We start from the raw sequence: 21,602 nt of genomic DNA, 5'->3' as shown, positions 1-21,602 counted from the left end.
GTCACGCAGGCCCAGCCACCCGACTGCGCAGCAATCGCCGCTCCGCCTCGTTGTCGGCGAGGGCGAGGGCCGCGCGATCGGACACGTCCGCTGCGGCGACGTCTCCGATGCGTCGCAGCAACGCGGCGCGCACAGCGTGCCAGAGGCGGTCCTCCCGAAGTTCATCGGCCAACGCCTCGGTTTCACGCAGTGCGGCCTCCGCGCCGGCCACCTCGGCGAGCGCGACCACACGGTTCAGCCGCACGATCGGCGATCGGTCGAACGTCAGCAGCATGTCGTACAGCACCAGGATCTGCGGCCAGTCCGTCGCCGCCGCTTCGGTGGCATCCGCGTGGCAGGCCGCGATCGCGGCGTGCAGTTGCCATCGACCGGGGTCACGTAGCCTCGCCGCCTGCTCAAGCACGTCGCGCGCCCGTCGAATGAGCGCGTCGTCCCACAGCCGGCGCTCCTGCGCCGGCAGGGGCACCAGTTCGCCCCCGGCGGTGCGCGCGGCATCGCGGGCACGATGGAACAGCAGCAGCGCCTGCAGCCCGTATGCCTCGGCCGCTGCGGACTGATACGCGACGACGGCGGCGAGCCAGAGCGCGTCCTCGGCGACGTCGCGGTCGGTGGCGGCGTCCGCGCCGTCCCGCAAGTGCGCCGCGTCGTACATCACCGAGATCGCGGTGAGCACCAGGTCGAGCCGAGCGGCGCGGTCGGCACCGACCGGCACCCGCAGCGGGATGCCGGACGTGGCGATCTTGCGCTTCGCGCGCGAGATGCGCTGCCCCACCGTCGCCGTAGGCTCCCGCATGGCCCGGGCGATCTGGGCCGTGGTCATCCCGACCACGGCCCGCAGCATGAGCGCCAGCTGCGCCTCGGGCGACAGCGCCGGGTGACAGCATCCGAAGATCAGTGCAAGTCGCTCGTCGGGACCGGCGACGGCCGGGACGGGCTCGCGCTCAAGGAGCGCCAGCCTGTCCCGGAGCCGCGCATCGCGACGCACCGCGTCGAGAGCGTTGTGCCGTGCCGCCGTCATCAGCCAGGCACCGGGACGCGGGGGTACTCCCCCGCGCCGCCAGTCGCGCAGCGCCTCTTCGATCGCTGCGGCCACCGCCTCCTCTGCGATGTCGAAACGACCGAACGCCCGGGTGAGCGCGGCGACGATCCGCCCGGTCTCCTCACGCACCACGGCGCCGAGCACCGCATCGGATGCGGTCACTGGCCGAACAGCTCCTCGTCGTCGTACATCGCGCGGATCTCCACGGCGTTGCCGGGGAGGTCCAGCGACGGCCAGGTGCGCGCCAGCGCGATGGCGGCGTCAAGATCGGGCACGTCGATGATCGAGAACCCGCCGATCACCTCTTTCGCCTCCGAGAACGGGCCGTCGATCACGACCGGCGCTCCTCGATCGGCGCGAACCGTCGTCGCCGTGTCCGCACCGTGCAGAGCGGCGCCGCCGTCGACGATGTGCGCGTCGTTGGTCGTGAACCACTCGTACATGCGCTCCATGTCGGCCTGCGAGCGCTCCTCCGGCACGGCGGCGTCGAGTTCGGGGTTGGACGTGAACATCAGGACGTACTTCATTGCGGTCTTCCTCTCAGATGGATCGATGCGGCGAGTTCGTGTGAACCGTCGCATGATGACAGCGATCAGACAAGACGTTCTTCGACATCCATGCGAAAAATCGATCGGCGATTCGTTCGCCCCGGCGCGAGCCTCGGCTCAGCCGAACAGCCGCATCGGTTTGAAGATGTCCGCCATCAGCAGCAGCGCCCCCATGCCGATCAGCAACACCGCGACGACGATCGTCAACGGCACCAGCCGTGTCGCGTCCACCGGTCGCGGCTCCGGCCGGCGCGTGAGCTTCGCCCAGAAGCGTCGGATGCCATCCCACAGCGCCACGACGATGTGCCCGCCATCCAGCGGCAGCAACGGCACGAGGTTGAATACGAACAGGGCGATGTTCAGGGCCGCCAGCAGGTTCATCAACACGACCAGGCGGTTCAGCACCGAGGCATCCGCCGCCGCGACCTCCCCCGCGATCCGGCCGACGCCGACCACGCTCAGCGGCCCGTTCGGGTCGCGCTCCTGGTCGGTGAACAGCGCGGTGCCGACATCCCAGAGCTTTTCGGGAAGGTGCACGATCAGCGAGGTCACGGCTCCCGCCTGCTGCATCGCCAGGTCGGTACCCGTACCGATCGGCTGCTGCACATACTCGAGCTGCGCGGTGATGCCCGCGTATCCGACGGTGTGGGTGACCGGCTCACCATCGGCATCCGTCACCACCTGCCCGTTCGCGTCGAGCTGCGCGCGTTCGGCGGGCTCGGGCGTGAGGCTCAGCAGCACCTCGGTGTCGTCCCGCTGGACGACGACGTCGATCGCCTCATTCGGGGACGCCTGAATGATCGCCGAGGCATCGGCGAACGTCTGAACAGACTGCCCATCCAGACTCACCAGCACGTCGCCGGGCTCGAAACCGGCCGCGGCCGCCGGAGAGGCGGGGTCGGCCGGCGTGCACTCCTGCTGGGTCGACCCCGCCGGCAGCATGCACTCGCTGACGGAGCTGACCGTCGTACTGGCCTGCTGCACGCCGATACCCGAAGCCATCAGGGTGAAGATGAAGATCGCCAGCAGCAGGTTCATCACGGGCCCGCCGAGCATCACGATGATCCGCTTCCAGACCGGGAGGCGGTAGAACACCCGTTTCTCGTCGCCATCGGCGATGGTCTCGTCGTTGGCGGATCGGGCATCCTGAACGAGCGAGGCGAACACGCCCTTGGCGGGTCCGGTCTTCGACGAGGGCGGGTACATGCCCGACATCGAGATGAAACCGCCGAGCGGCAACGCCTTGAACCCGTACTCGGTCTCGCCGAAGCGCTTCGACCACACACGCGGCCCGAAGCCGATCATGTACTGGCCTACGCGCACGCCGAACAGCTTCGCGGGCACCAGATGGCCCACCTCATGCAACCCGATCGACACGCCGAGACCGACGAGCATGAACAGGATGCCGCCCAGATACAGCAGGATCTCCACCCGACCACGCTACTGGCACCGCTGAGGAATCGGCTGTACCGGCGTGAGATCATGGAGGCGATATGACCACCTCATCGCTTCCCCCTGTGCTCCGTCCGGCCGACCCACCCCGTCGTGCGCTGACCGAGCTGGCAGATCGCTTCGCCCGTGACGTCCGCGGTGACCTCGAAGGCGTCCATCTCAGCGGCATCACCCTCGCCACGGCCGATCTGCGCGCCGGCGAGGCCTTCGTCGCCATTCAGGGCGTGAACCGGCACGGCGCCGAATTCGCCCCGACCGCCGCCGAGCAGGGTGCGGTCGCGATCATCACCGATGCCGCCGGTGCCGATATCGCCGCATCCGCCGGCCTGCCGATCATCGTCGTCGACGACCCGCGCGCCGTGCTCGGTGACCTCAGCGCCTGGGTTTACGGCACCGGTGCCGCCGACCGCCTTCCGGTGCTGCTGGGCACCACGGGAACCAACGGCAAGACCAGCGTGTCGCACCTGCTGCAGGGCATCCTCGATCAGATCGGCGTCGTGTCGGGGTTGTCCTCCACCGCCGAACGCCACATCGCCGGTCAGGTGATCGTCTCGCGGCTGACCACGCCCGAGGCATCCGAGATGCACGCGCTGCTCGCGCTGATGCGCGAGCGCGATGTCGAGGCGGTCGCGGTCGAGGTCAGCGCTCAGGCGCTGTCGCGTCACCGCGTCGACGGCATCGTCTTCGACGTCGCCGGATTCACGAACCTCTCGCACGATCATCTCGATGACTACGCCGACATGACCGAGTACTTCGAGGCGAAGCTGCCGCTGTTCACGCCCGAGCGCGCGCGTCGTGGCGTGATCAGCCTGGACTCGCCGTTCGGCGCCCGTGTGGTCGAGCACGCGTCGATCCCGGTCGTCACCGTGGGTACGCCGGCGATCGCTCCCGATGCGGATGCCGCCGAGCGCGCCGACTGGGTCGTCACGATCGACGACGAGCGCCAGAACGGCACGGTGTTCACCCTCGCCGGGCCCGAGGGTCGCACGCTGACGACGCTCGTGCCGGTGATCGGCCCGCACATGGCGGCCAACGCCGGGCTGGCGATCGTGATGCTGCTCGAAGGTGGCTACGACTGGGATCGCATCGTGTCGGCGCTCGCCCGCGACGGACAGATCATGGCGCATCTACCGGGTCGCACGCAGTTCGTCTCGGGCGACTCGGGCCCTGCCGTGTATGTCGATTTCGGGCACACGCCCGATGCGTTCGAGAAGACCCTCGCCGCGGTGCGCCGCGTGACGCCCGGCAAGGTGCTCATGCTGTTCGGCGCCGACGGCGACCGTGACGCGACCAAGCGGCTCGATATGGGCGGTGCCGCAGCCCGGGGCAGCGACATCGTGGTCGTCACCGACCACCACCCGCGTTTTGAGGATCCCACCTCGATCCGGCAGACGCTGCTGGAGGGTGCGCGCCGTGCCCGACCGGATGTCGAGATCCACGAGTTCTCGCCGCCCGAGGACGCGATCGTCGCGGCCGTCGGCATGGTCGGCGACGGCGACGCCATTCTGTGGGCGGGTCCCGGACACCAGGACTACCGCGATATCCGCGGTCAGCGCACCCCGTACTCGGCGCGCGAGCTCGCGCGCCGCGCTCTGCAGGCGGCCGGCTGGCCGGTGCCCGCCGAGCGCCACTGGCTCAACCCCTACACCGACTGACCCCCGCGCATCCCGCATCCGTCTATTTGTCACAAACCGGTGCTATTCCGGACCGGAAGCCCCGGTTTGTGACGAATAGACGGGAGCGTCGCGAGAGGCGAGGCGGGCGTGGGAGCGTCAGGCGGATGCTGCGATCAGGGCGTCCGCCTTCTCGCGCGCCCAGCGCTCGGCCTCGGCGAGCGTCTCGGGAGTCAGCTCACCGGGAGCGTCATGCGCGTCGACCACGCGAGCGATCGTGTCGACGATGCCCAGGAACGGCAGGCGCCCGTCGTGGAACGCGTGCACGGCCTGCTCATTCGCCGCGTTGTACACCGCGGGGAACGTCGCCCCGGCACGTCCGACGGCCTTCGCCAGGGCCACAGCCGGGAACACCTCATCGTCGAGCGGCGAGAACTCCCAGCTGCTGGCCTGTCGCCAATCCAGCGGGCGCCCGACGCCGCCGACCCGGTTCGGCCAATCCAGACCGAGTGAGATCGGCAGCCGCATGTCCGGCGGAGAAGCCTGCGCGATCGTCGACCCGTCGACGAACTCGACCATCGAGTGCACGATCGACTGCGGATGAACGACCACCTCGATGTCGTCATAGGTCACGTCGAACAGCAGGTGCGCCTCAATCACCTCAAGGCCCTTGTTCACGAGCGTCGCAGAGTTCGTCGTGACCATGCGCCCCATGTCCCACGTCGGGTGCGCCAGCGCCTGTGCGGGCGTCACGTCAGCCAGCTCGTCACGACCGCGCCCGCGGAACGGACCACCGGATGCTGTCACGATGAGCCTGCGGACTTCACCGGCCGCTCCTGCGCGCAATGCCTGCGCGATCGCCGAGTGCTCGGAGTCGACCGGGACGATCTGGTCCTTCGCGGCGGCGGAACGCACGAGCTCACCGCCGACGATCAGAGATTCCTTGTTGGCGAGCGCCAGAGTGCGCCCTGCCTTCAGGGTGGCCAAGGTGGCGCCCAATCCGATCGAACCGGTGATGGCGTTGAGGACGACGTCGGCCTCGACGTCGCGCACGAGTTGTTCGGCTTCGGTCGCACCGAGCGCGGTGTGCTCGACGTGGAACTCCGCAGCCTGCTCGGCGACGAGTTCGGCATTGCTGCCCGCCGCGATCCCGACCAGATCGAACCGTCGAGGATTGGCGCGGATCACATCCAGCGCCTGAGTGCCGATAGAGCCAGTGGAGCCGAGGACGATGACGCGACGCATGCCCTCAGCCTATGCCGAGGGCATGCGTCGTTCGCTCACATCCGGCGGCCGGTCACTGCGCGGCCGGAGCGTGCTGTGTCGCGAGGATGTCGATGACGAAGACGAGGGTCTTGCCGCCGAGGTCGTGCGCCTCGGGGTCTTCGCCGTAGCCGAGTGCCGGCGGAATGACGACGAGCACCTGGGAACCGACCTTCTGCCCGGCCAGCGCCTCGACGAAACCGGGGACGTAGGTGTTGCCGGGGATCGAGATCGGCGCGCCGCGCGACCAGGAGGAGTCGAAGCTCTCGCCGCTCTCCCAGTCCACACCGTAGTAGTGCAGCAGGGTCGTGTCGCCGTCGGCGACGGCGGCGCCATCCCCCTCCTTGAGCACGGCGACCTGCAGCTCAGTGGGAGCGTCGCCGTCCGGAATGGCGATGTCGGGCTCACCGTCTGCGGCGAGCGTCACCTCGGGCATCCCCTCGACGGCGGCCTTGGTCTCGCCCCACGCCGAGGTGGGAACGGTCTGCAGGATGTCGAGGATGTACACCTGACCCGGTGCACCGTTCTCTGCGGGGAAGGCCACGGACAGGCGCGAGCCCACGTTGGCGCAACCGATCACCTGCGTCAGGGTGGGGTTGGCCAGCACGTCCTGCGGCAGCGCCTCACCCTCGGCGTATCCGATGTCGACAACCCGCTCGCCCGACGTCGCGTCGAACACGCTGAGCGCGTAGCTGACGAGGTCGCCCTCTGAGATCGCGTCGCCGTCGCCCTCGCTGACGACGGTGCGCTGCAGCTCTGTCAGTTCCTGGGCGAGTTCGAAGGTCGCCTCTGACGGCGTGCCGAACTCGCCCTCGATCGTGACGCTGTCCGAAACGGCGCCGGGTGCGGCGACCTGCGCGCACAGGTCCGGATTCGCACTCGCGTCCTCCGAGGGCGATGCCTCGGGGTCGCCGGCGCAACCAGCGAGCATCAGCGCCGACACGGCGATGGTGGATACAACGGCAAGGGGGCGCAGGCGCACGATAGAACCTCGAAGCTCGTGGACGGGAGACCTCCATCCTGGCCCACCCGGCTTTGTCGCCGCTGAACGCGCCGCTGAACGCGCACGGCAGGCGTCATTCCCGGTTCGGCATACGCGCTGGGTAGGATCATTCGAGTGAGTTCTGAGCAGACGGCATCGTCCCCCGAAGAATCGGAGTCCTCAGAAGAGGCGGAGAACAGCTCCCCGAGGCACGCGGGATTCAAGTACGCCGTCGGGCGTTCCATCGCCGCGCCACTGGCGCGACTGATCTACCGCCCCCGCATCGAGGGACGTGAGAACGTGCCCCGTGACGGCGCGGTGATCCTCGCGAGCAACCACCTCTCATTCATCGATTCGATGGCCATTCCCGTCGCGGCCCCTCGCCCGGTGCACTTCCTCGCGAAGTCCAGCTACTTCGAGGGCACCGGGTTCAAGGGAGCCCTGTCCCGGGAGTTCTTCACTTCGGTCGGTGCGATCCCGGTACGCCGCGGAGCCGGACAGGCGGCGCTGGACGCACTGGATCAGCAGCGCCAGCTGCTGGACGAGGGGCTGGCCGTCGCCCTGTACCCCGAGGGCACCCGCTCGACCGACGGGCGCCTGTACAAGGGCCGCACCGGCGTCGCTTTCCTTGCTCTGCAGACCGGCGCTCCTGTCGTACCCGTGGGCTTGATCGGCACCGACCGGGTGATGCCCGTCGGCGCCACGATGCCGTCCGTGAAGGAGCGCGTCACGGTCAAGTTCGGTGAACCGCTGGACCTGTCCAAGCACGGCCCAGCCACCAGTGGCAAGGCCCGGCGTCATGCGACCGACGAGATCATGGCGGCGATCCACGCGCTGAGTGGTCAGGAACTGGCGGGCGTGTACAACGAGCCGCCCGCGGCCACCCCGATCGAGAAGATCAAGCAGGCGCTCCCCCACGAGCGGCGCTGAGCGCACTCACGCTGTCACGACGGCTTCGTGGAGCACGGGGAAGTTGACCGAGTTCGCGATGAAGCACCACTGGTTGGCCTGATGGTGGGCCTGCTGCGCGGCTTCGATCATCGATGGGTCGGCCACGCGCACGTGCGGGCGCAGCGTCACTTCGACGAACGCGCCGCCGCCCCGGCCGTCCTCGCGCATGAGTCCGGTCGCCTCATCGCGGTACTCGGTCACGACGACTCCGGCGGACACACAGGCGTGCAGGTATGAGAGCAGGTGGCATTCCGACAGTGCCGCCAAGAGAAGGTCCTCGGGGTTCCAGCGGCTGCGGTCGCCGCGAAACGGCCGATCGGCGGATGCCAGCAGTTCGGGCTTTCCGTCGATGCTGATCGTGACGTCGCGCGCGTAGTCGCGGTAGCCGGACGTACCTGTGCCGCGGTTGCCGGTCCAGGTGGCGGTCAGTGCGTAGCGGTGATCTCCGAGGGGCATGCAGTCAGTCTGCCACCGACCGAGAGTCGCAGCGCGAGCCCGCGTTAGGCTGGTGTGGTGCTGGAGACTCTGACTGTTCGTGATGCTGTCGAACTCGCCGTCGTGGAGCGCAGCGGCTTCGTGGAATCCCGCCATGCGGGCGCCGCGGTCGTGCTCTCCCCCGATGGCGACGTCGTCGCCGTCCACGGCGCCGCGGATGCCCTCATCCTCCCCCGTTCGAGCCTGAAGCCCCTGCAGGCGATCGCCGCCGTCACGGCGGGCGCCGCGCTGAGCGGTGATGAGCTCGCGCTGGGTACGGCGAGCCACAGCGGCACCGACCGCCACGTCGAGGTGGTGCGTGAGATGCTCGCTGCCGGCGGACTCACCGAGGATGACCTCGGATGCCCGCCCGCCTGGCCGTCGGATGCCGCCACGCGCCGCGACATGGTGCGCGACCACGGCGAGGCGTCTCGCATCCGGATGAACTGCTCGGGTAAGCACGCCCTGATGCTGCGTGCGTGCGTCGCGACCGGCTGGCCGACCCAGGGGTACCTGGACGCCGAGCATCCGCTGCAGGTGCACATCCGCGAGGTCGTCGAACGACTCGCCGGCGAGAAGGTCGCACACACCTCGGTGGACGGCTGCGGCGCACCGGTGCACGCGATCACGCTCACGGGGCTGGCGCGCGCCATCCATCGCATCGGTTCAGCCTCGGAACGCTCACCGTTCGCCCTGCACCGGGTGGCCGGCACGCTGGTACGCGCCGTGCGCGAGAGCCCGTGGACCATCGCCGGTCCGGGCGAGCCAGACACGATCGCCATCGAGACGCTCGGTGTCTTCGCCAAGGGCGGCGCGGAGGGAATCATGGTCATGGTCGCCCCGAACGGCACGACCGTGGCGTTGAAGATGCTCGATGGCAACGGACGCGCGGCGACCCTCGTCGCGGCTCACCTGCTTTCCCGCGCCGGCGCACTCACCGAGTCGGATGTGCAGACACTGGCATCCGCTCTTCCGCTTTCCGTGCTCGGTGGCGGCCAGCCGGTCGGCATGCTCCGGGTGGCTCCCGGCCTCTGACCCGGACTCCTACCCGAGCAGGACACGCCGCGGTCGTTGTCCGGCACTGACCGTCCAGGCGCGATCGGCGTGCATCCGCGCGAACGGCGGCAGCTCACGTGCTCCCGCCAGCTGTCGCAGTTCGGCGGCGTGTTCGGCCGCCACGACCAGTTCGCCGCCGGTGCGCACGTTCTGCAGCAGCGCCCACTTCGCCCGCCATTCCTCCGGATCGCCGATGAGGATCGTCGGCGACGCCGGGTCGCCGGGCATCGGATGCCCGAGTGCGTCGGCGTCGGCCAGACCGAGCACGCGGTGGTCGGGGTGCGCTGCGGTGAGCATCCGTCTGGTCGCATCGACTGCCCCGGTGACGACCCCGGCGAGGATTCCCGAGGACCGCCAGGTCGGCGGCTCTCCCGTGTGGCCGCCGTGCTCGTTGCGCCCTTCCCCGCTCTGCGGCGGGACGCACAACTGCACCTCTCGTCCCTCCAACCACGCGCGTCCCGCCGGTCGGGCGCGGTCGAAGGCATCCGGTTCTCCCCCGGACGCGATGTGCTCGACCTTGCTCGTCATGCGCAGCAACGCGCGCTTCGGCAGCGCGTCGACGAGCCGACCCACCGGGCCCGACACCCGCGACAGTGTGATCACCGCGCCGTGCGGCAACCGGACGATACGCTCCCACCTGCTGAGGAACAGCTGCGCATAGTCCGGCGGATACGACGACACGAGCACGTCGAGGTCGTCACACAGCACAGGTCCCGCTGCCCCTGCCGTCGCCTCGGCGAGCCGCTCCACGTGGTCCCATGCCTGCTCGGGATCGGAAGAGATCACCGCGGCTCGGCTCGACTGCGCGGCCAGCATGGCGACCGCGCTGCTCTTGCCCGCACCGGGTCCGCCGATCACCGCCAGCCCATCGCCCGGTCGGAGAGTCACCCACGGCTGACGCTGCCGTTCAGGTTCATCGGCCACGCCCAGCACGATGGCATCCGCCGGCGGCGACGCAGGCAGCGCGAGCGTCGATGGAAGCGGCGGCAGCCACGGACTCACGGGCGCGACGTGCCCGGCCCAGTGCTCGGTCGCCTCACGCAGGTCATCGGGCGCGGTCAGCGCGATGCGCGCAGCGTGCGCCTCGCCGTCGCTGGGGCGCCGCACGAACGCGAGCCCCCGTGAAGCGGTGCCACCGGGCAACTGGGCGGCATCGTCGGACCCGATGACGAATCTGCTGTCGGCGGACTCGGCCACCCGCAGGCTCATCCGCAGCGGACAATTCGCAGCCAGCGCATCACGGATCACGCCGCTCGCGCGCTGCGTGCCCAGCACGAGATGCATGCCCAGCGCGCGGCCGCGCGCCGCGACATCGGTGAACACCGCGCCGAGGTCGGGATGCTCCGACATCAGAAAGCACAGTCTCTTTGAAGATCGCCCTCCACGCCCGTATGAGAAAAGAGGAGGCAGTGATGAACCAGACGAAGACAGCCGCGATCTACGCGAGAATCAGCCTGAAGGATCGCGACGTACCCAAGACCGCACAGCAGGTAGAACAGTGTCGCAAGATGGCTGAGACGTTCGGCTACGACGTGACGCGAGTCTACGAGGATGACGGGATCAGCGGCTACTCTGCCGATGTCGAGCGGCAGGGGTACGAAGAACTTCTGGCCGACATCCGCGCCGGTCACTACCAAGTAGTTCTTGCCGTGGAAGAGTCTCGTTTCACCCGTCAAGGCGTAGCCGACAAGGAACGTCTGATCCTCGCGTGCATCCAAGGCGGGGCATGTTGGCACACCACCCGCGAAGGATTTCTTGATCCCTCCACAGACTCGGGGGAGTTCATGGCCGGTCTGCGTGCCCTCATGGATCAGCAGGAGATCCGAAAGAAAACCCGACGCCAGAAAGACCGCTATGCGGAGGAGCGCGCCAAGGGTCGGCCTCTGTGGGGAGGGAGGCCGTTCGGGTACCAGGGCGACCGCATCACGATTGAGCCTGTAGAGGCCGATGCGATCCGCGATTGCGTGCGCATGATCCTGGAGGAGGACGCCAGCATCTACCGTTGCGTGCGATACCTAAACGATGAGCTAGGGCTGAAGACCCCCCGAGGTAACAACTGGGGCACCAACACGGTCAAGGAACTTCTGACGCGACCGCGCAATGCGGGAATCTACATCGTGGACGGGCACGAATTGGATGTAGCGGCCGCATGGGAACCTATCGTGAGCCGGGACACGCATGAAGCCCTTCTTGCCCATCTCGGCGCTAAGAACAACAGCACGCCGGGGAGAAAGCCTAGGCACGTCGGAAACATGCTCATCTTGTGCGGGGTCTGCGGCGAACGGATGCGCTCTGCCAGTGATGGACGTGGGATCGCGCTGTACCGGTGCAAATCCAAGGCCGTGGACTCTCACCCCAACTACACCGACAACGTGCGGCACAGTTGCATTCGCGCGAAGTTCGTAGAAGAAGTTCTTCGCGAGGAGATCGTCAACGCGTTCTTCGTCGGGCACAGCCTTCTGTCTTCATCGACTGCGATAGGGAAAGACCTGAGCACACTGCACAAGAAAATCTCTACTCTCAGGGTCAAGCGGCAGAGCCTTGTCGATGCCGTGGCCGATGAGGATTCTCCCCTGACGGCGGCTGACATCGCCGGGGCGGTCAAGCGGCTGGATGCGTCGCTGAAGGATGCGGAAAGTACGCTTCAGAGTCTTCTTGCCGAGAAAGCCCATGCTCAGATGCTCGACGAAATCAGAAGGTCGATGGGGTACCTGAACCTCACTACTCATCGTGTGGATGAGGATCGGGCTGTAGACGTTCGGAAGGCTCTTACAGAGCGCTATGACGCCCTTACGCTGGACACGAAGAGAGTACTCATCGAAGACCTTCTTGAGGTCAGAATCGGGGCGGGGCGGGGCCGCAAGAAGGTGCTCGTGCGGCACAAGGTCGTTACTACCCTGAACTGCGACGAGGATCCCGCGTAAGAGTAGGAGAGGTTCCGCCGTGCGCCGTTTGGATTTATCGCGGCAAGTCTGGACGGAACCTCTCAACCCTGAGGATACCCCCTAAGCCAGCCTGACGGCTCCACAACTAGGACACTCCCAGCGCTCGCCACGTGGCGTCGCACGGGCGTCCATGGCAACGAGGCACTTGTCACAGTTCGGCGCGGCTCCGTCGAAATCATCCGCGTCTGACATCGGGATATCGGCATCGATGGGTGGAAGGATCATCGTCGACACGGTACCCGTTGAGCTTCCCTGCAATCGATGAGTTGGGCATAGCCTGTGGATAACTACACAGATGTAGTTCCCGTTACCAAATCGTTAAGCTTGGACGCTGATCCGCATGATTCCGTACCGCTGGGAGCTACTGGGAACCGCTGGGAGACTATGGGAACCGCTTAGCGGGTCGGACATATCCGATATTTCGCCCTTGAGCCATCGCAACAGCACTCCTCCCCCACCACGAGAAACTCAATCGCACGTAGAATGGGTGACAGCGAGAAAGCCCCCTTCTCTTCGCGGGATCGGGGGGCTTCTCGTCAACATAGGTGTCACTGCCTTTACAGTGACTGGCGACCTCTGCCTTAGCGGCGGGGCCAAGAGCCGTCCGTAGCTACCAACTGCGGGCGGCTCTTTACAGTCTACGGCACCAGATGCGTCGAGAGTACCCCAACGGCTACCTACCGAGATCACTAGTTGGCGACGTTCTAGCTACATAGATGCCCACTACCTCAAGCGCTCGGCTCCAGTGCCCGGTAGATCGTGGGGCGGCTCACCTTGAAATCCTCGGCAAGCTCAGAAACGGTCGTGCCGCTCGCGTACAGCGCGCGAATGCGCCCGGCTTGCTTGGCGGCCAGGGTCGGCTTCCCCCCCCACCTGAAAACGCTGGCCAGCCGAACACACTCCGCACTAAGCGCCGGGGTCGGTTGCAAGAGCCTCTAGGTTGGCGACTATCTGTGAAGCAAATCTAGACTCGCAAAGGATCAAGCCGTTGCGCGCCGAGTACTTCTTGACTTCACCGCTAACGTCATGGCCAACTTTTCCAGTCACACAAACCACAACGGCGTCGCTCGGCAACCCCTGTATCGTGTCCTTGAGATTACGCGCGCGTTTGTTCTTCTCACTCTTGATCCACCTCAGCCGTTCCGCGGTAACCCCAAGCTCAGATTCGAGCGATGCCTCCACGGCACCATCTCGTTGCCCTCCGACAATGAGAACACGGCGGCCATCAAACCAACTCACTCGCCGAGATTTCAGCTCTTCACGAGTTGGCAAATGAGGGTGGGCGTGCAGTGCGATGTCGGTCGGCGGTGGCGGTAGACACGAAAGCTTCGATAACCCGCTCTCCCAAAACTCGCTATCTGTGCCGAGAGCGCCGTCTACTCCTGAAACATGGATCCCGATCAAGTCTGCGATGATCATTGATCGGTGTGCTTCAACTCCGCCGTAGTCAGCGGATAACTCGGCATCCGAGCTGGACACAGAATGGACGAAAGGCTCTCGTGTCAGCAAGTCACCGTACGTTCGATGCGAGATCTGTTTAAGAGGCCCTGGCATCTCTGAGCACCCTGTGGCGTACAAATCCGCCAACTTTTGCCAGGTCTGTTCCCCCAATCGCACACGCCCGTCGGTAACCCATTCCTGGAGCCGCTTGAGCCCGTTGCCACTCGAATCGAGGGCCACACCGGGATCGAGCACTACAACCGCCGTCAAAGTCGCTCTTTCGTCAGTCGGTCCGCAACAGCTCGAACGATGTATCGCGTGTCCGTTTCTTGCGCGTCGAAGAAGCCAACTGGCCACTCATCGAAGTCCCCTCCGTTGCTTAGCGGGAGGGTGCGAACTACGGTGGCTCCGCTTCGGCGTTCGGCAAACATCACCTGCACGGAAGCAGGCTGAATTCTTCGCTCCGCAATTCGCCGTCGAAGACGTGTGATGAGGTACTCGCTATGAGTCTCAACGATGAACCTGACGTCGGGCCGTGCGAAGGCGAAGAAATCTGCCAAACGAGACTGAACACTCGGGTGAAGATGCAACTCTGGCTGCTCGATGAGGACTATCGATCCACGCGCAACCGCGAGGCACGCGACAAGGATCGGAAGCAACTGGCTCGCTCCGACGCCGATCCTGGTTAGGTCACGGTCAGCACCGTTGACGCGAAGCGTGATACCCCGACCGAGCTTTCCGAGGTCGAGAACCGTGATCTTGTCGCCCATCTCGAAGTAGTCACACCAAAGTGCGACCGCATCGGGGAGTGATTCCTGTCGAGGCTGATCGTCCCAATCTCTGAAACTAATGCGCCGGTCCTTCTCGCGCGTCAGAACCTCCGCAGTGAGTTCACCTCGAATGCCCACGGGAAGTGCATCGACACGCTCATCCCAAGCGCCCTGCACTACCCGGGGTTCCTCTCGGAGTGGACCAAGGTATCGGATACTGGTCCCGAACTCCTCAATCGCGACAGCAGCGGACGTCAGATATTGAAGATCTACAGCATATTCGTCAGACAGGTGCGATTCAATCAGTCCGCCTTCATGATAGGATCGGCGTCCGATCCGATTCGACACTCCGAGATATCCAAACCCTGGCCCCACGACGGCCCAGTCATCTTCTGCACGCTTCTTTGATGCCGCGTCGATGAGCTCTCCGAGGTGTTCACTGGAGAGTCCCCCTATTTCTCGTTTCGTCCAGAAGCTCCGGCTAAGAGGAACACCGGTTGAGCGTTCGGGTTGAGAGATGTATCCGTTCTGGTGCAGGAAGTCAGCCTTCGGCACCAATTGCGCAAGCTCGCGGGACAGCTCATACGCCAGCCGATCCTGGTGAATGGCTTCAGTCAGCGCTTGACGCGTCTTGTTCTCGATAGTTCGGGGATCAATATGTCGTGCAAGAAGAACCGGCGTCAGCCCCAGGAATCCTACATACATACGGTTTGGGGCCCGACGGCCACCCAAGACCGTGACCCGCAGGAACGACGTATCGAACCCTGGCAAACGCTGATTCAATGCGTCAAGGTCTGCGCCCTTCATTCGGTCGGACGTGGCTGCGAGCGCAAGGTCACCGTCGCCGTCGATCACCTCGAATGAGGAAGGGCGCAAAGTTGTAGCATCGGGCGACGGAACCAACGACATCGATACATTGATGTTCGGCGTTCGAGGCGGTAAGGCCGAATGGCTCATCTGAACTTCAAATGAGAGTTCGACCGCGGACTGCCCTTCTCGAACGACGTCCCGCGGCTCACCTAGGCGCACCAGCGCGCCGTTCATCACAAGAGGACCACCTCGGTTGGTGGACTGAGCAAGGAGGAGCAATGATTGGAGGAGCGATGACTTGCCGGAGCTGTTGGCCCCCGCCAGGACAGTCAAAGGAGCCAGGGTCAGATCTGCGCTGCCGAGGGACTTGAAGTCGGCGATGCTCCAACTTTGGATGCTAACCATCGATACTCCGCGAGTTCTATTCTGGGTCCAGGGGGCGGTTGCAACCCTATGGCACTCGGGACACTCTCAGCTACCAGATTTGACTCCGCCAGGCCGGTCGAGGGTGGGGACGCTGTAGCCATTCCGAAGCCCCCGTCCTTCGTTGGCTGCACGAGTTGCACTCGCCCACCGGCGCAGTGTCCGCTGAAGACAGCTACGTTCGCGGGACAGAAACTGTCACAGAGGCCGAGGCGGCGAGCCCAAACGCTGTCAAGCTGACGGCTCCCACGCTTCTCTGCATGCCCAGCGCTCGCCGCGTGGCGTCGTACGGGCGTCCATCGATACAAGGCATCGGTCACAGTTGGGCACGGCTTCGTCGAGATCATCCCTCGCCGGTCCGGGGAGGCCACCGAGCAGACGCGGCAGGCTCACGCGGGGAGAACGGACGCCCTAGGCTGTGCTCATGCGCACCAAGACGTGTGACAGTTGCGGAAGAACGTTCACAGCTAAGCGCAAGGATGCGCGCACCTGTACACCCAACTGCCGAAAGGCCATACAGAGGGCCAAGAAAGCGGCGAGTCAACCAATAGAGCCGCGCCTGAGCGGCGCTGTATCGAGGTTGGACACGGCATCGCGGGTTCTGCTCAAGCTCAGCACTGACAGCCGGTTTCCTGCATGGTCGGCGTCGATGTCAGGGAAGCTCTCGCACGCCCAGCTTGAGGAGAGCTACAAGGCACTGGGCTTGGTGCTGGAGGTGATGCGTCCCGAAAAACAAGAAAAGGAAGTGTGACACCTGTTCCCAGTTGGTCACACTTCATTTTCTAGAATCTGACGTCAGGCGCTCACCTTGCCCTTTGTGATCCTGTAAACGGTCGCAATGCTGACCCCCAACGTCTTGGCGATCTCAGGCACGCTTTCGCCGGAATCCCTGAGCGCCTGCGCCTGTCGAGCCTGCTTAGAGTCGGTGACCTTCGGACGGCCACCTGTGCGCCCCTGAGCCTTAGCGGCGGCGAGTCCTGCGGTCGTCCGTTCTTGGATGAAGGACCGCTCCATCTCCGCGAAGATGGCGAGCATCTGGAGCATGGCGCGCCCGGTTGGCGTGGATGAGTTGAGGCCATCGCTCACGCTCTCGATGTCGATACCGCGCTCGGTAAGGTCTGCGATCAGCGCGGCTACGTGAGCCGTGGAGCGCCCAAGGCGGTCGAGCTTGTAGACGACGATGGAATCCCCCGACTGAGCGTCTGCGAGGAGGTCAGCGAGCGCGGGGCGCTCGGTCTTGGCACCGGAGACGCCGTGATCGGTGTACCTGTTCCGCTTAAGCACCCCCGCCGCGTCGAGGGCGTCATGCTGGAGTTGCTCGTCTTGCTTGCCCGTCGAGACGCGAACGTAGCCGAGCCGGGTGCCTGTCGAGGATGTCATGGCCACAGGTTCTCATAAACCCATAGGTTTTCGCAACTCACTAAGGCATGGGTTTTGAGGATTAAGAATCGCGCGAGCTTGCTTGGTTTCTCGGCACCCGCTCGCGCTCGCCGCATCTCTCATCTGAGCATCGTTTTTGACAGAGCAACGCCCCTTCCGGAGATCCGACAGAAGGGGCGTTGTGGCCTCGCGTTGTCCTGCTGTTGGGCGCGAGGGGTTCGGGGGTCAGCGGTGGCGCTGGGATTCGTTCTGCTGAGCAACAAGGGCGGCGATGCGCTCGTCGTCGCTACCGTGAACGCGGGCGACGTACTCGGCCTCCTGCTGGGGCGTCCACTGCGCCGGGGCGTGCTCGGTGTCGGCGCTCACCGCCGGGTTTGTACGTGCGTTCCGTAGTGAATCGTTGACTACGGCCAGTAGTCGGTCATCGTTGTTCATTTAGTTGCTCCTCGTCGGCTTCGGCGTCGCGTTCCCACGCGGCCCAATGGGAAAGATGGGCGGCCACCACTACATACGACTCTCGGACGCTTTCTGTCGTCCAAAAGCGGCCAGGCATCGCCCTGAGGGCGTCCCTCAGGCCCCTGCTCAGCTCGGCCAGTTGTTTTGCGTTCATCGTTCAGTTTCCGCTCAGCGTCCATTGGGTCTGCGCGACATGCTCCGGAAAATCCTTCTTCACCTGTTTCAGCGCGGCGGCGCGTTCGGCGGGGTCGCTCGTCGCCTCGGCCAGTTTGCGCGCGCGCTGCCATTGCCTGTACCTACGGCCATGGGTGTCGTCCTCGCCAACGACGATGCCCTCGCTACGATCACCAAGCGCAAACTTGACCCCGCCCCATCGCGTTCGCTGGGCGTCGTCGTCCAGGTCGAGCCATGTCTGCCCGTCGCGGTCGCGGGTGTCGTCCACTTGCTCGGGGGTCAACGTGATGACCTCGCCGCGAAAGGCGACGCGATTTGAGTACCGGTCGTGCGGCACCGTGAAACCGGTTTCAAGCACCGTAATCACTACAGCTTCGGTCGTCTTACTCATTTCGTACTCCTGTTCTGCGCCTTCAGCGCCTCGCGTAGATCATCTAGTTCTGGGTGCTCGCTCAAGGCGGCATAGACCTCGCGAGGGTGGGTGCGAGCGAGCGCTTGAATCACCTTGACCATGAGACCGGCGGCCTGCGTGAGTCGCACGATTTCCGTGTCCGTGATGGCGAGCTTTGTTAGACGGTCAAGCACTGCGAGTTCGGCTGAGATCGCCCGTGCCCTCACCTGAGGGGAGGATGAGGTGTCCGCAAGTTTTCGAGTGATGCGGGCGCTCTCGGCCAGGTCTGCGAGTCTTCCCAAAATCTCGGTCGGGTCGTCGGCGTCTTGATTGAGAACCTGTGTGAGCATGGTCTGCCGCGAGATCTTGTATCTAGAAATTGCGGATTGGGAGACACCGTATTGTCGCGCGATCTCGGCACCACTTGCACCATTGCCAATCATTTCTACGATCCGCTCACGGTCAGGGTGCCGGTCGATACTGGATTTCGTGCCCATCGGTTTCTCCACTAAGTTCTAGGGGGAAATGCAGGGAACCAAATTTTTCGAAAAGCACACCCCAAGGAAGTCCGCTAAAACTAAGTGTGCTCCACGCCCTGCATTTCCTTACTACTTACTATCGGTCGTTATCCCGCACGATGTGCGAGAAAGTGGAAGAAATCTCCAAGTTTTTTCAAGTTTTTCCGCTAATTCAAGAAATAGCCTGGATGTCGAGTCCTGACGTGTCCACGATGTACTCTGACAGACTTCCTCCCACGTAAATCACGGCCAGGAGTCCAGACGGGGGAACATCTGCCGTAAACATCCGGCGATCACCTGGGAACCCTAAAGTGTGTAGCTTGGCTTCCCATTTCGATTTCGCCCAAAAGATGCCCTCTCCATCTTCAGCGTGCCGAAATAGTTGTTTTTGGGCGAAGGTACGCGGCGATGCCGCTTCGACGGGGCGTGCCACGCTCATAATGCATGCTCAAGTCTGCTACAACGATGCGATGCTGACGAAGGGCGGCCACGGCTTCGCCGTGATTCCCCATCTCGCGCGTCTCGTTTTTTAGAACTTCCACTGCCACACTTAGTTTCATAGCTCACCATCGAAAAGGTCTAGATTCTCCAAGATAAATTCGTCCACGTCAAAATCATCTTCCTTAGTTACCTCTGTCGCGCCGTCGCTCGCCGTAGGCGGAGCGACGACAGGCGCGCGTGAGGGCGATTCTTCGACCTCACTTTCCTTTCTTTCCTTATGGTTCCTATTGTGGTTCTCCGCTTTCCCCTCAGTGGTTCTCTGCTTTCCACTGAGTGGCTCTCTGCTTTCCCCTGAGGGCGTTGCAGTGGTTCCCTGCTTTCCACTCCTAACGTTGCGATCCTTCAAGCTGAGCACCTCGTCAACTACGCCCGAACGGTAAAGGCGGTACTCCGTCACTGGCGATCCGCCGCCTGCGTTGCGATGCTCGCCCGTTTTTACGATGGCGTCAAGTTTTTTCAAGAATGCCAGCACTCGCCTTACCGTGGGTTTACTGACGCCCGCTTCATCGGCAAGAGTCCCAACGCTGGGACGCACACGCATTCCGGTCGCAAAATCGCCGTGTCGGGATAACATCATTGCAACGGACACGAAGGCAGAGCGCTTAAGTTGCGCCTTCGTGAGCGCCGCATCGGGAAAGTGCTGGACGAATTCTTGGAATTCGAAAGGCAGAAGGGTTCCGGGGTCGGCAGGTCTTTTCTTCGGGGTTGGTTTGTAAACCATTTCTTGATCCATCTTCTCTATCCCGTGTCGGCGGGAGTGGAGCCGGTCGGTGCGGAGAAAAATGGAAAACGCAACCCGACCGGCTCACACTTGCACGGTTTCCGACATCCGCTGACGTACTTATACGTCTGATTTTTACTATCGTCCAAAAAGTCACCGACTTTTTCGGGCACGGCTTGCGGCGCGTTTGCAGTCATCGCACCTGCAACCTCTCCTGTACGCGCGAGTCGTGCGAGAGTCCAAACAAAGTTCCTTGCAGGCTTCCTACAACTGTGCTTCTCACCCGACTGTCAGGGCGTTAAGCTGTCCAATCAGAGCTTGGAGTGCTCCTGAAGCAGCGCCGCGAACTCGTCGACGACGATCACGAGCCGCGCGAGATCCGGACATTCGTTGACATCCCGCGCGCCACTGTCGGCGAGGGCCGCCTCGCGCCGGCGCAGCTCCGCAGAGAGACTGCCGACACCGCGCCGGGCCCCGTCCGCATCAAGATCGGTGACGACCGCGACGACATGCGGGAGCACACGCAGTGGATCGAATGCCGTACCGCCCTTGAAGTCGATCAGGACGAACGCGACCTGCTCGGGCGGATGCGCGGCCGCGATCGCCGCCACCCAGCTGATCAACAGCTCGCTCTTGCCCGTTCCCGTCATACCGGTGACGATCGCGTGCGGGCCGTCATCGATCAGATCGATCACGAGGTCACCGCGCTCGCCACGGCCGAAGATCGCGGCGAGCCCGCGCTGGTGTGCCGTGTCGAGCTCATCGAGCGCGACACGGTCGGGTACCTGTGCCTCGGTATACGCACGGGCGGCGATGCCAGCCCCCAACGCGAGCGCCTGCTGCGCCGACAGCGCTTCCGTCACCAACTCGATGCTGCCCTGCGGCGTGCGGGCACGTGCTCGCGCCGGCACCCCGCAATCGATCACGGTGGTCACGCCGTCCGGTGGCTCCTCCCCCGGAGCGCGAACGCAGATCATCGCGTCCGCCCGGTCGCCGTCCTCTCCCAGACGCAGCCGGAACCGCGCTCGGCGACGCCCGGCATGCGGGAGCTCCGCGAGCCCCCAACGGCTGACACCGTCTCCGGTGAGGCCGAGCTGAGCCGGCCCGAATCGCAGGCACAACTGCATCACCAGCGCGCGCACCACCGCGGCTGCCACGGGCTCCGCCGCCCGCACGCAGATCCCACCGCCGAGCGGTACGCAGATGGGGGCGTCGTCGAGCCGCGCCGCGCGTTCCCGAAACGACCGCGAGCGATCATCGTCGCCGCCCGTGGCGCGCACCCGACTGCGGGCCTGTCCCCGACCGATCACGACCGCCGTGTCGCAGTCAAGATCCGTGTGCCCACGCAAGGGCGGTTCGTCCACAGCACTCGCGACATCCGGGTCGCTGCGCCACACCGAGGTGTGCTCCTCGAGGTGCAGACGCTCCAGTTCCGCCTCGGCGCGCTCCCAGGCGGCATCCGCCTCGAGCTGCGCCCGCTTGCGCTCCCGGCCCCGCGACCGCAGCCCATCGAAGAACGACGCCACCAGCATCAGCGGCCCCAGCGCGGCGAAGCACAGCGCGAACAACGACCCCGTCACGAGCCACAGCACGACGCCGGCGATCACGGGGACGATGGCCGCCAGCAACGGCAGCGACGGCTTGCGCGGCGGGGCGGGATCCGAGGGCAGAACGATGGTGGTGGCATCCATGCTC

The 21,602-nt window shown here is 64.8% G+C and carries 21 protein-coding genes; 5 read left to right on the top strand and 16 right to left on the bottom strand.

Going from position 1 to position 21,602, the window contains the following annotated elements; translation table 11 throughout:
* Window position 1: 1 nt before the first annotated feature.
* From ACLD0U_RS04370 to ACLD0U_RS04360, 3 genes are all read right to left on the bottom strand, one after another.
* On the bottom strand, window positions 2-1,201 hold the full coding sequence (locus ACLD0U_RS04370; protein WP_410339936.1) for an RNA polymerase sigma factor: 1,200 nt from the start codon (window positions 1,199-1,201) through the stop codon (window positions 2-4).
* The gene (locus ACLD0U_RS04365; protein WP_179411149.1) at window positions 1,198-1,566 is read right to left on the bottom strand and encodes a YciI family protein; all 369 of its coding nucleotides are present in this window, start codon (window positions 1,564-1,566) and stop codon (window positions 1,198-1,200) included. Before ACLD0U_RS04365 ends, ACLD0U_RS04370 begins: the two co-directional genes overlap by 4 nt.
* Before the next feature lie 138 nt (window positions 1,567-1,704).
* Window positions 1,705-3,018, bottom strand: a complete 1,314-nt coding sequence (locus tag ACLD0U_RS04360) for a M50 family metallopeptidase (protein WP_179411150.1) — start codon at window positions 3,016-3,018, stop codon at window positions 1,705-1,707.
* 62 nt (window positions 3,019-3,080) lie between these two features.
* On the opposite strand from ACLD0U_RS04360, the gene ACLD0U_RS04355 reads away from it, so the two are divergent.
* Window positions 3,081-4,694 carry a Mur ligase family protein gene (locus tag ACLD0U_RS04355; protein ID WP_410339935.1) on the top strand — a complete coding sequence of 538 codons (1,614 nt, stop codon included), beginning with the start codon at window positions 3,081-3,083 and terminating at the stop codon, window positions 4,692-4,694.
* 117 nt (window positions 4,695-4,811) lie between these two features.
* On the opposite strand, the gene dxr is transcribed toward ACLD0U_RS04355, so the two are convergent.
* Together dxr and ACLD0U_RS04345 are read right to left on the bottom strand one after the other, a co-directional pair.
* A complete protein-coding gene (gene dxr, locus ACLD0U_RS04350; protein WP_179411152.1) occupies window positions 4,812-5,897 on the bottom strand; it encodes a 1-deoxy-D-xylulose-5-phosphate reductoisomerase in 1,086 nt (361 codons plus the stop codon).
* A gap of 52 nt (window positions 5,898-5,949) precedes the next feature.
* Window positions 5,950-6,897: an FKBP-type peptidyl-prolyl cis-trans isomerase gene (locus tag ACLD0U_RS04345; protein ID WP_179411153.1), complete on the bottom strand. Its 948-nt coding sequence runs from the start codon at window positions 6,895-6,897 to the stop codon at window positions 5,950-5,952.
* Between the two features lie 135 nt (window positions 6,898-7,032).
* Between ACLD0U_RS04345 and ACLD0U_RS04340 the strand changes: the two genes are divergently transcribed.
* Entirely contained in the window at window positions 7,033-7,827 is a 795-nt protein-coding gene (locus ACLD0U_RS04340; protein ID WP_179411154.1) for a lysophospholipid acyltransferase family protein, read from the top strand.
* A gap of 6 nt (window positions 7,828-7,833) precedes the next feature.
* Here ACLD0U_RS04340 and ACLD0U_RS04335 read toward each other — a convergent pair whose 3' ends face one another.
* The gene (locus ACLD0U_RS04335; RefSeq protein WP_224817631.1) at window positions 7,834-8,304 is read right to left on the bottom strand and encodes an OsmC family protein; all 471 of its coding nucleotides are present in this window, start codon (window positions 8,302-8,304) and stop codon (window positions 7,834-7,836) included.
* Window positions 8,305-8,361: 57 nt separating this feature from the next.
* Between ACLD0U_RS04335 and ACLD0U_RS04330 the strand changes: the two genes are divergently transcribed.
* Complete coding sequence (locus tag ACLD0U_RS04330; protein WP_206823562.1) at window positions 8,362-9,357, top strand: asparaginase; 996 nt, start codon at window positions 8,362-8,364, stop codon at window positions 9,355-9,357.
* A gap of 9 nt (window positions 9,358-9,366) precedes the next feature.
* On the opposite strand, the gene ACLD0U_RS04325 is transcribed toward ACLD0U_RS04330, so the two are convergent.
* The gene (locus ACLD0U_RS04325; protein ID WP_410339934.1) at window positions 9,367-10,728 is read right to left on the bottom strand and encodes a hypothetical protein; all 1,362 of its coding nucleotides are present in this window, start codon (window positions 10,726-10,728) and stop codon (window positions 9,367-9,369) included.
* Window positions 10,729-10,790: 62 nt separating this feature from the next.
* Here ACLD0U_RS04325 and ACLD0U_RS04320 point away from each other — a divergent pair, with 62 nt between their 5' ends.
* Window positions 10,791-12,302, top strand: a complete 1,512-nt coding sequence (locus ACLD0U_RS04320; protein WP_410339933.1) for a recombinase family protein — start codon at window positions 10,791-10,793, stop codon at window positions 12,300-12,302.
* Window positions 12,303-13,051: 749 nt separating this feature from the next.
* On the opposite strand, the gene ACLD0U_RS04315 is transcribed toward ACLD0U_RS04320, so the two are convergent.
* From ACLD0U_RS04315 to ACLD0U_RS04305, 3 genes are all read right to left on the bottom strand, one after another.
* Window positions 13,052-13,252, bottom strand: coding sequence for a helix-turn-helix domain-containing protein (locus ACLD0U_RS04315; RefSeq protein WP_410339932.1), 201 nt, complete (start codon window positions 13,250-13,252; stop codon window positions 13,052-13,054).
* Entirely contained in the window at window positions 13,230-13,742 is a 513-nt protein-coding gene (locus ACLD0U_RS04310) for a hypothetical protein (RefSeq protein WP_410340284.1), read from the bottom strand. The genes ACLD0U_RS04315 and ACLD0U_RS04310 overlap by 23 nt, the downstream gene beginning before the upstream one ends.
* A gap of 287 nt (window positions 13,743-14,029) precedes the next feature.
* Window positions 14,030-15,748, bottom strand: coding sequence for an AAA family ATPase (locus tag ACLD0U_RS04305; protein WP_410339931.1), 1,719 nt, complete (start codon window positions 15,746-15,748; stop codon window positions 14,030-14,032).
* Between the two features lie 442 nt (window positions 15,749-16,190).
* Here ACLD0U_RS04305 and ACLD0U_RS04300 point away from each other — a divergent pair, with 442 nt between their 5' ends.
* Window positions 16,191-16,517 (top strand): hypothetical protein, encoded by a 327-nt coding sequence (locus tag ACLD0U_RS04300; protein ID WP_410339930.1) that lies wholly within the window; start codon window positions 16,191-16,193, stop codon window positions 16,515-16,517.
* A 44-nt stretch (window positions 16,518-16,561) separates the two neighbouring features.
* Here ACLD0U_RS04300 and ACLD0U_RS04295 read toward each other — a convergent pair whose 3' ends face one another.
* From ACLD0U_RS04295 to ACLD0U_RS04270, 6 genes are all read right to left on the bottom strand, one after another.
* Entirely contained in the window at window positions 16,562-17,146 is a 585-nt protein-coding gene (locus ACLD0U_RS04295) for a recombinase family protein (RefSeq protein WP_410339929.1), read from the bottom strand.
* A 225-nt stretch (window positions 17,147-17,371) separates the two neighbouring features.
* Window positions 17,372-17,512: a hypothetical protein gene (locus ACLD0U_RS04290; RefSeq protein WP_410339928.1), complete on the bottom strand. Its 141-nt coding sequence runs from the start codon at window positions 17,510-17,512 to the stop codon at window positions 17,372-17,374.
* A 247-nt stretch (window positions 17,513-17,759) separates the two neighbouring features.
* Entirely contained in the window at window positions 17,760-18,167 is a 408-nt protein-coding gene (locus ACLD0U_RS04285; RefSeq protein WP_410339927.1) for a hypothetical protein, read from the bottom strand.
* Window positions 18,164-18,664: a hypothetical protein gene (locus tag ACLD0U_RS04280; RefSeq protein WP_410339926.1), complete on the bottom strand. Its 501-nt coding sequence runs from the start codon at window positions 18,662-18,664 to the stop codon at window positions 18,164-18,166. The genes ACLD0U_RS04285 and ACLD0U_RS04280 overlap by 4 nt, the downstream gene beginning before the upstream one ends.
* Before the next feature lie 577 nt (window positions 18,665-19,241).
* On the bottom strand, window positions 19,242-19,907 hold the full coding sequence (locus ACLD0U_RS04275) for a hypothetical protein (protein WP_410339925.1): 666 nt from the start codon (window positions 19,905-19,907) through the stop codon (window positions 19,242-19,244).
* A 311-nt stretch (window positions 19,908-20,218) separates the two neighbouring features.
* On the bottom strand, window positions 20,219-21,598 hold the full coding sequence (locus ACLD0U_RS04270; protein ID WP_410339924.1) for an FtsK/SpoIIIE domain-containing protein: 1,380 nt from the start codon (window positions 21,596-21,598) through the stop codon (window positions 20,219-20,221).
* Between the last annotated feature and the right edge of the window lie 4 nt (window positions 21,599-21,602).

This window comes from Microbacterium sp. 2216-1, from assembly GCF_046507855.1.
GTDB classification, from domain to species: domain Bacteria; phylum Actinomycetota; class Actinomycetes; order Actinomycetales; family Microbacteriaceae; genus Microbacterium; species Microbacterium esteraromaticum_C.
This window is presented reverse-complemented; position numbering and strand designations above follow the sequence as displayed.

Coding starts and splice junctions, on each gene's coding strand:
- ACLD0U_RS04365 (WP_179411149.1), bottom strand. CDS start 1,566: ATGAAGTACGTCCTGATGTTCACGTCCAACCCCGAACTCGACGCCGCC.
- ACLD0U_RS04355 (WP_410339935.1), top strand. CDS start 3,081: ATGACCACCTCATCGCTTCCCCCTGTGCTCCGTCCGGCCGACCCACCC.
- dxr (WP_179411152.1), bottom strand. CDS start 5,897: ATGCGTCGCGTCATCGTCCTCGGCTCCACTGGCTCTATCGGCACTCAG.
- ACLD0U_RS04335 (WP_224817631.1), bottom strand. CDS start 8,304: ATGCCCCTCGGAGATCACCGCTACGCACTGACCGCCACCTGGACCGGC.
- ACLD0U_RS04325 (WP_410339934.1), bottom strand. CDS start 10,728: ATGTCGGAGCATCCCGACCTCGGCGCGGTGTTCACCGATGTCGCGGCG.
- ACLD0U_RS04320 (WP_410339933.1), top strand. CDS start 10,791: ATGAACCAGACGAAGACAGCCGCGATCTACGCGAGAATCAGCCTGAAG.
- ACLD0U_RS04310 (WP_410340284.1), bottom strand. CDS start 13,742: ATGATCATCGCAGACTTGATCGGGATCCATGTTTCAGGAGTAGACGGC.
- ACLD0U_RS04305 (WP_410339931.1), bottom strand. CDS start 15,748: ATGGTTAGCATCCAAAGTTGGAGCATCGCCGACTTCAAGTCCCTCGGC.
- ACLD0U_RS04300 (WP_410339930.1), top strand. CDS start 16,191: ATGCGCACCAAGACGTGTGACAGTTGCGGAAGAACGTTCACAGCTAAG.
- ACLD0U_RS04295 (WP_410339929.1), bottom strand. CDS start 17,146: ATGACATCCTCGACAGGCACCCGGCTCGGCTACGTTCGCGTCTCGACG.
- ACLD0U_RS04285 (WP_410339927.1), bottom strand. CDS start 18,167: ATGAGTAAGACGACCGAAGCTGTAGTGATTACGGTGCTTGAAACCGGT.
- ACLD0U_RS04280 (WP_410339926.1), bottom strand. CDS start 18,664: ATGGGCACGAAATCCAGTATCGACCGGCACCCTGACCGTGAGCGGATC.
- ACLD0U_RS04275 (WP_410339925.1), bottom strand. CDS start 19,907: ATGGTTTACAAACCAACCCCGAAGAAAAGACCTGCCGACCCCGGAACC.
- ACLD0U_RS04270 (WP_410339924.1), bottom strand. CDS start 21,598: ATGGATGCCACCACCATCGTTCTGCCCTCGGATCCCGCCCCGCCGCGC.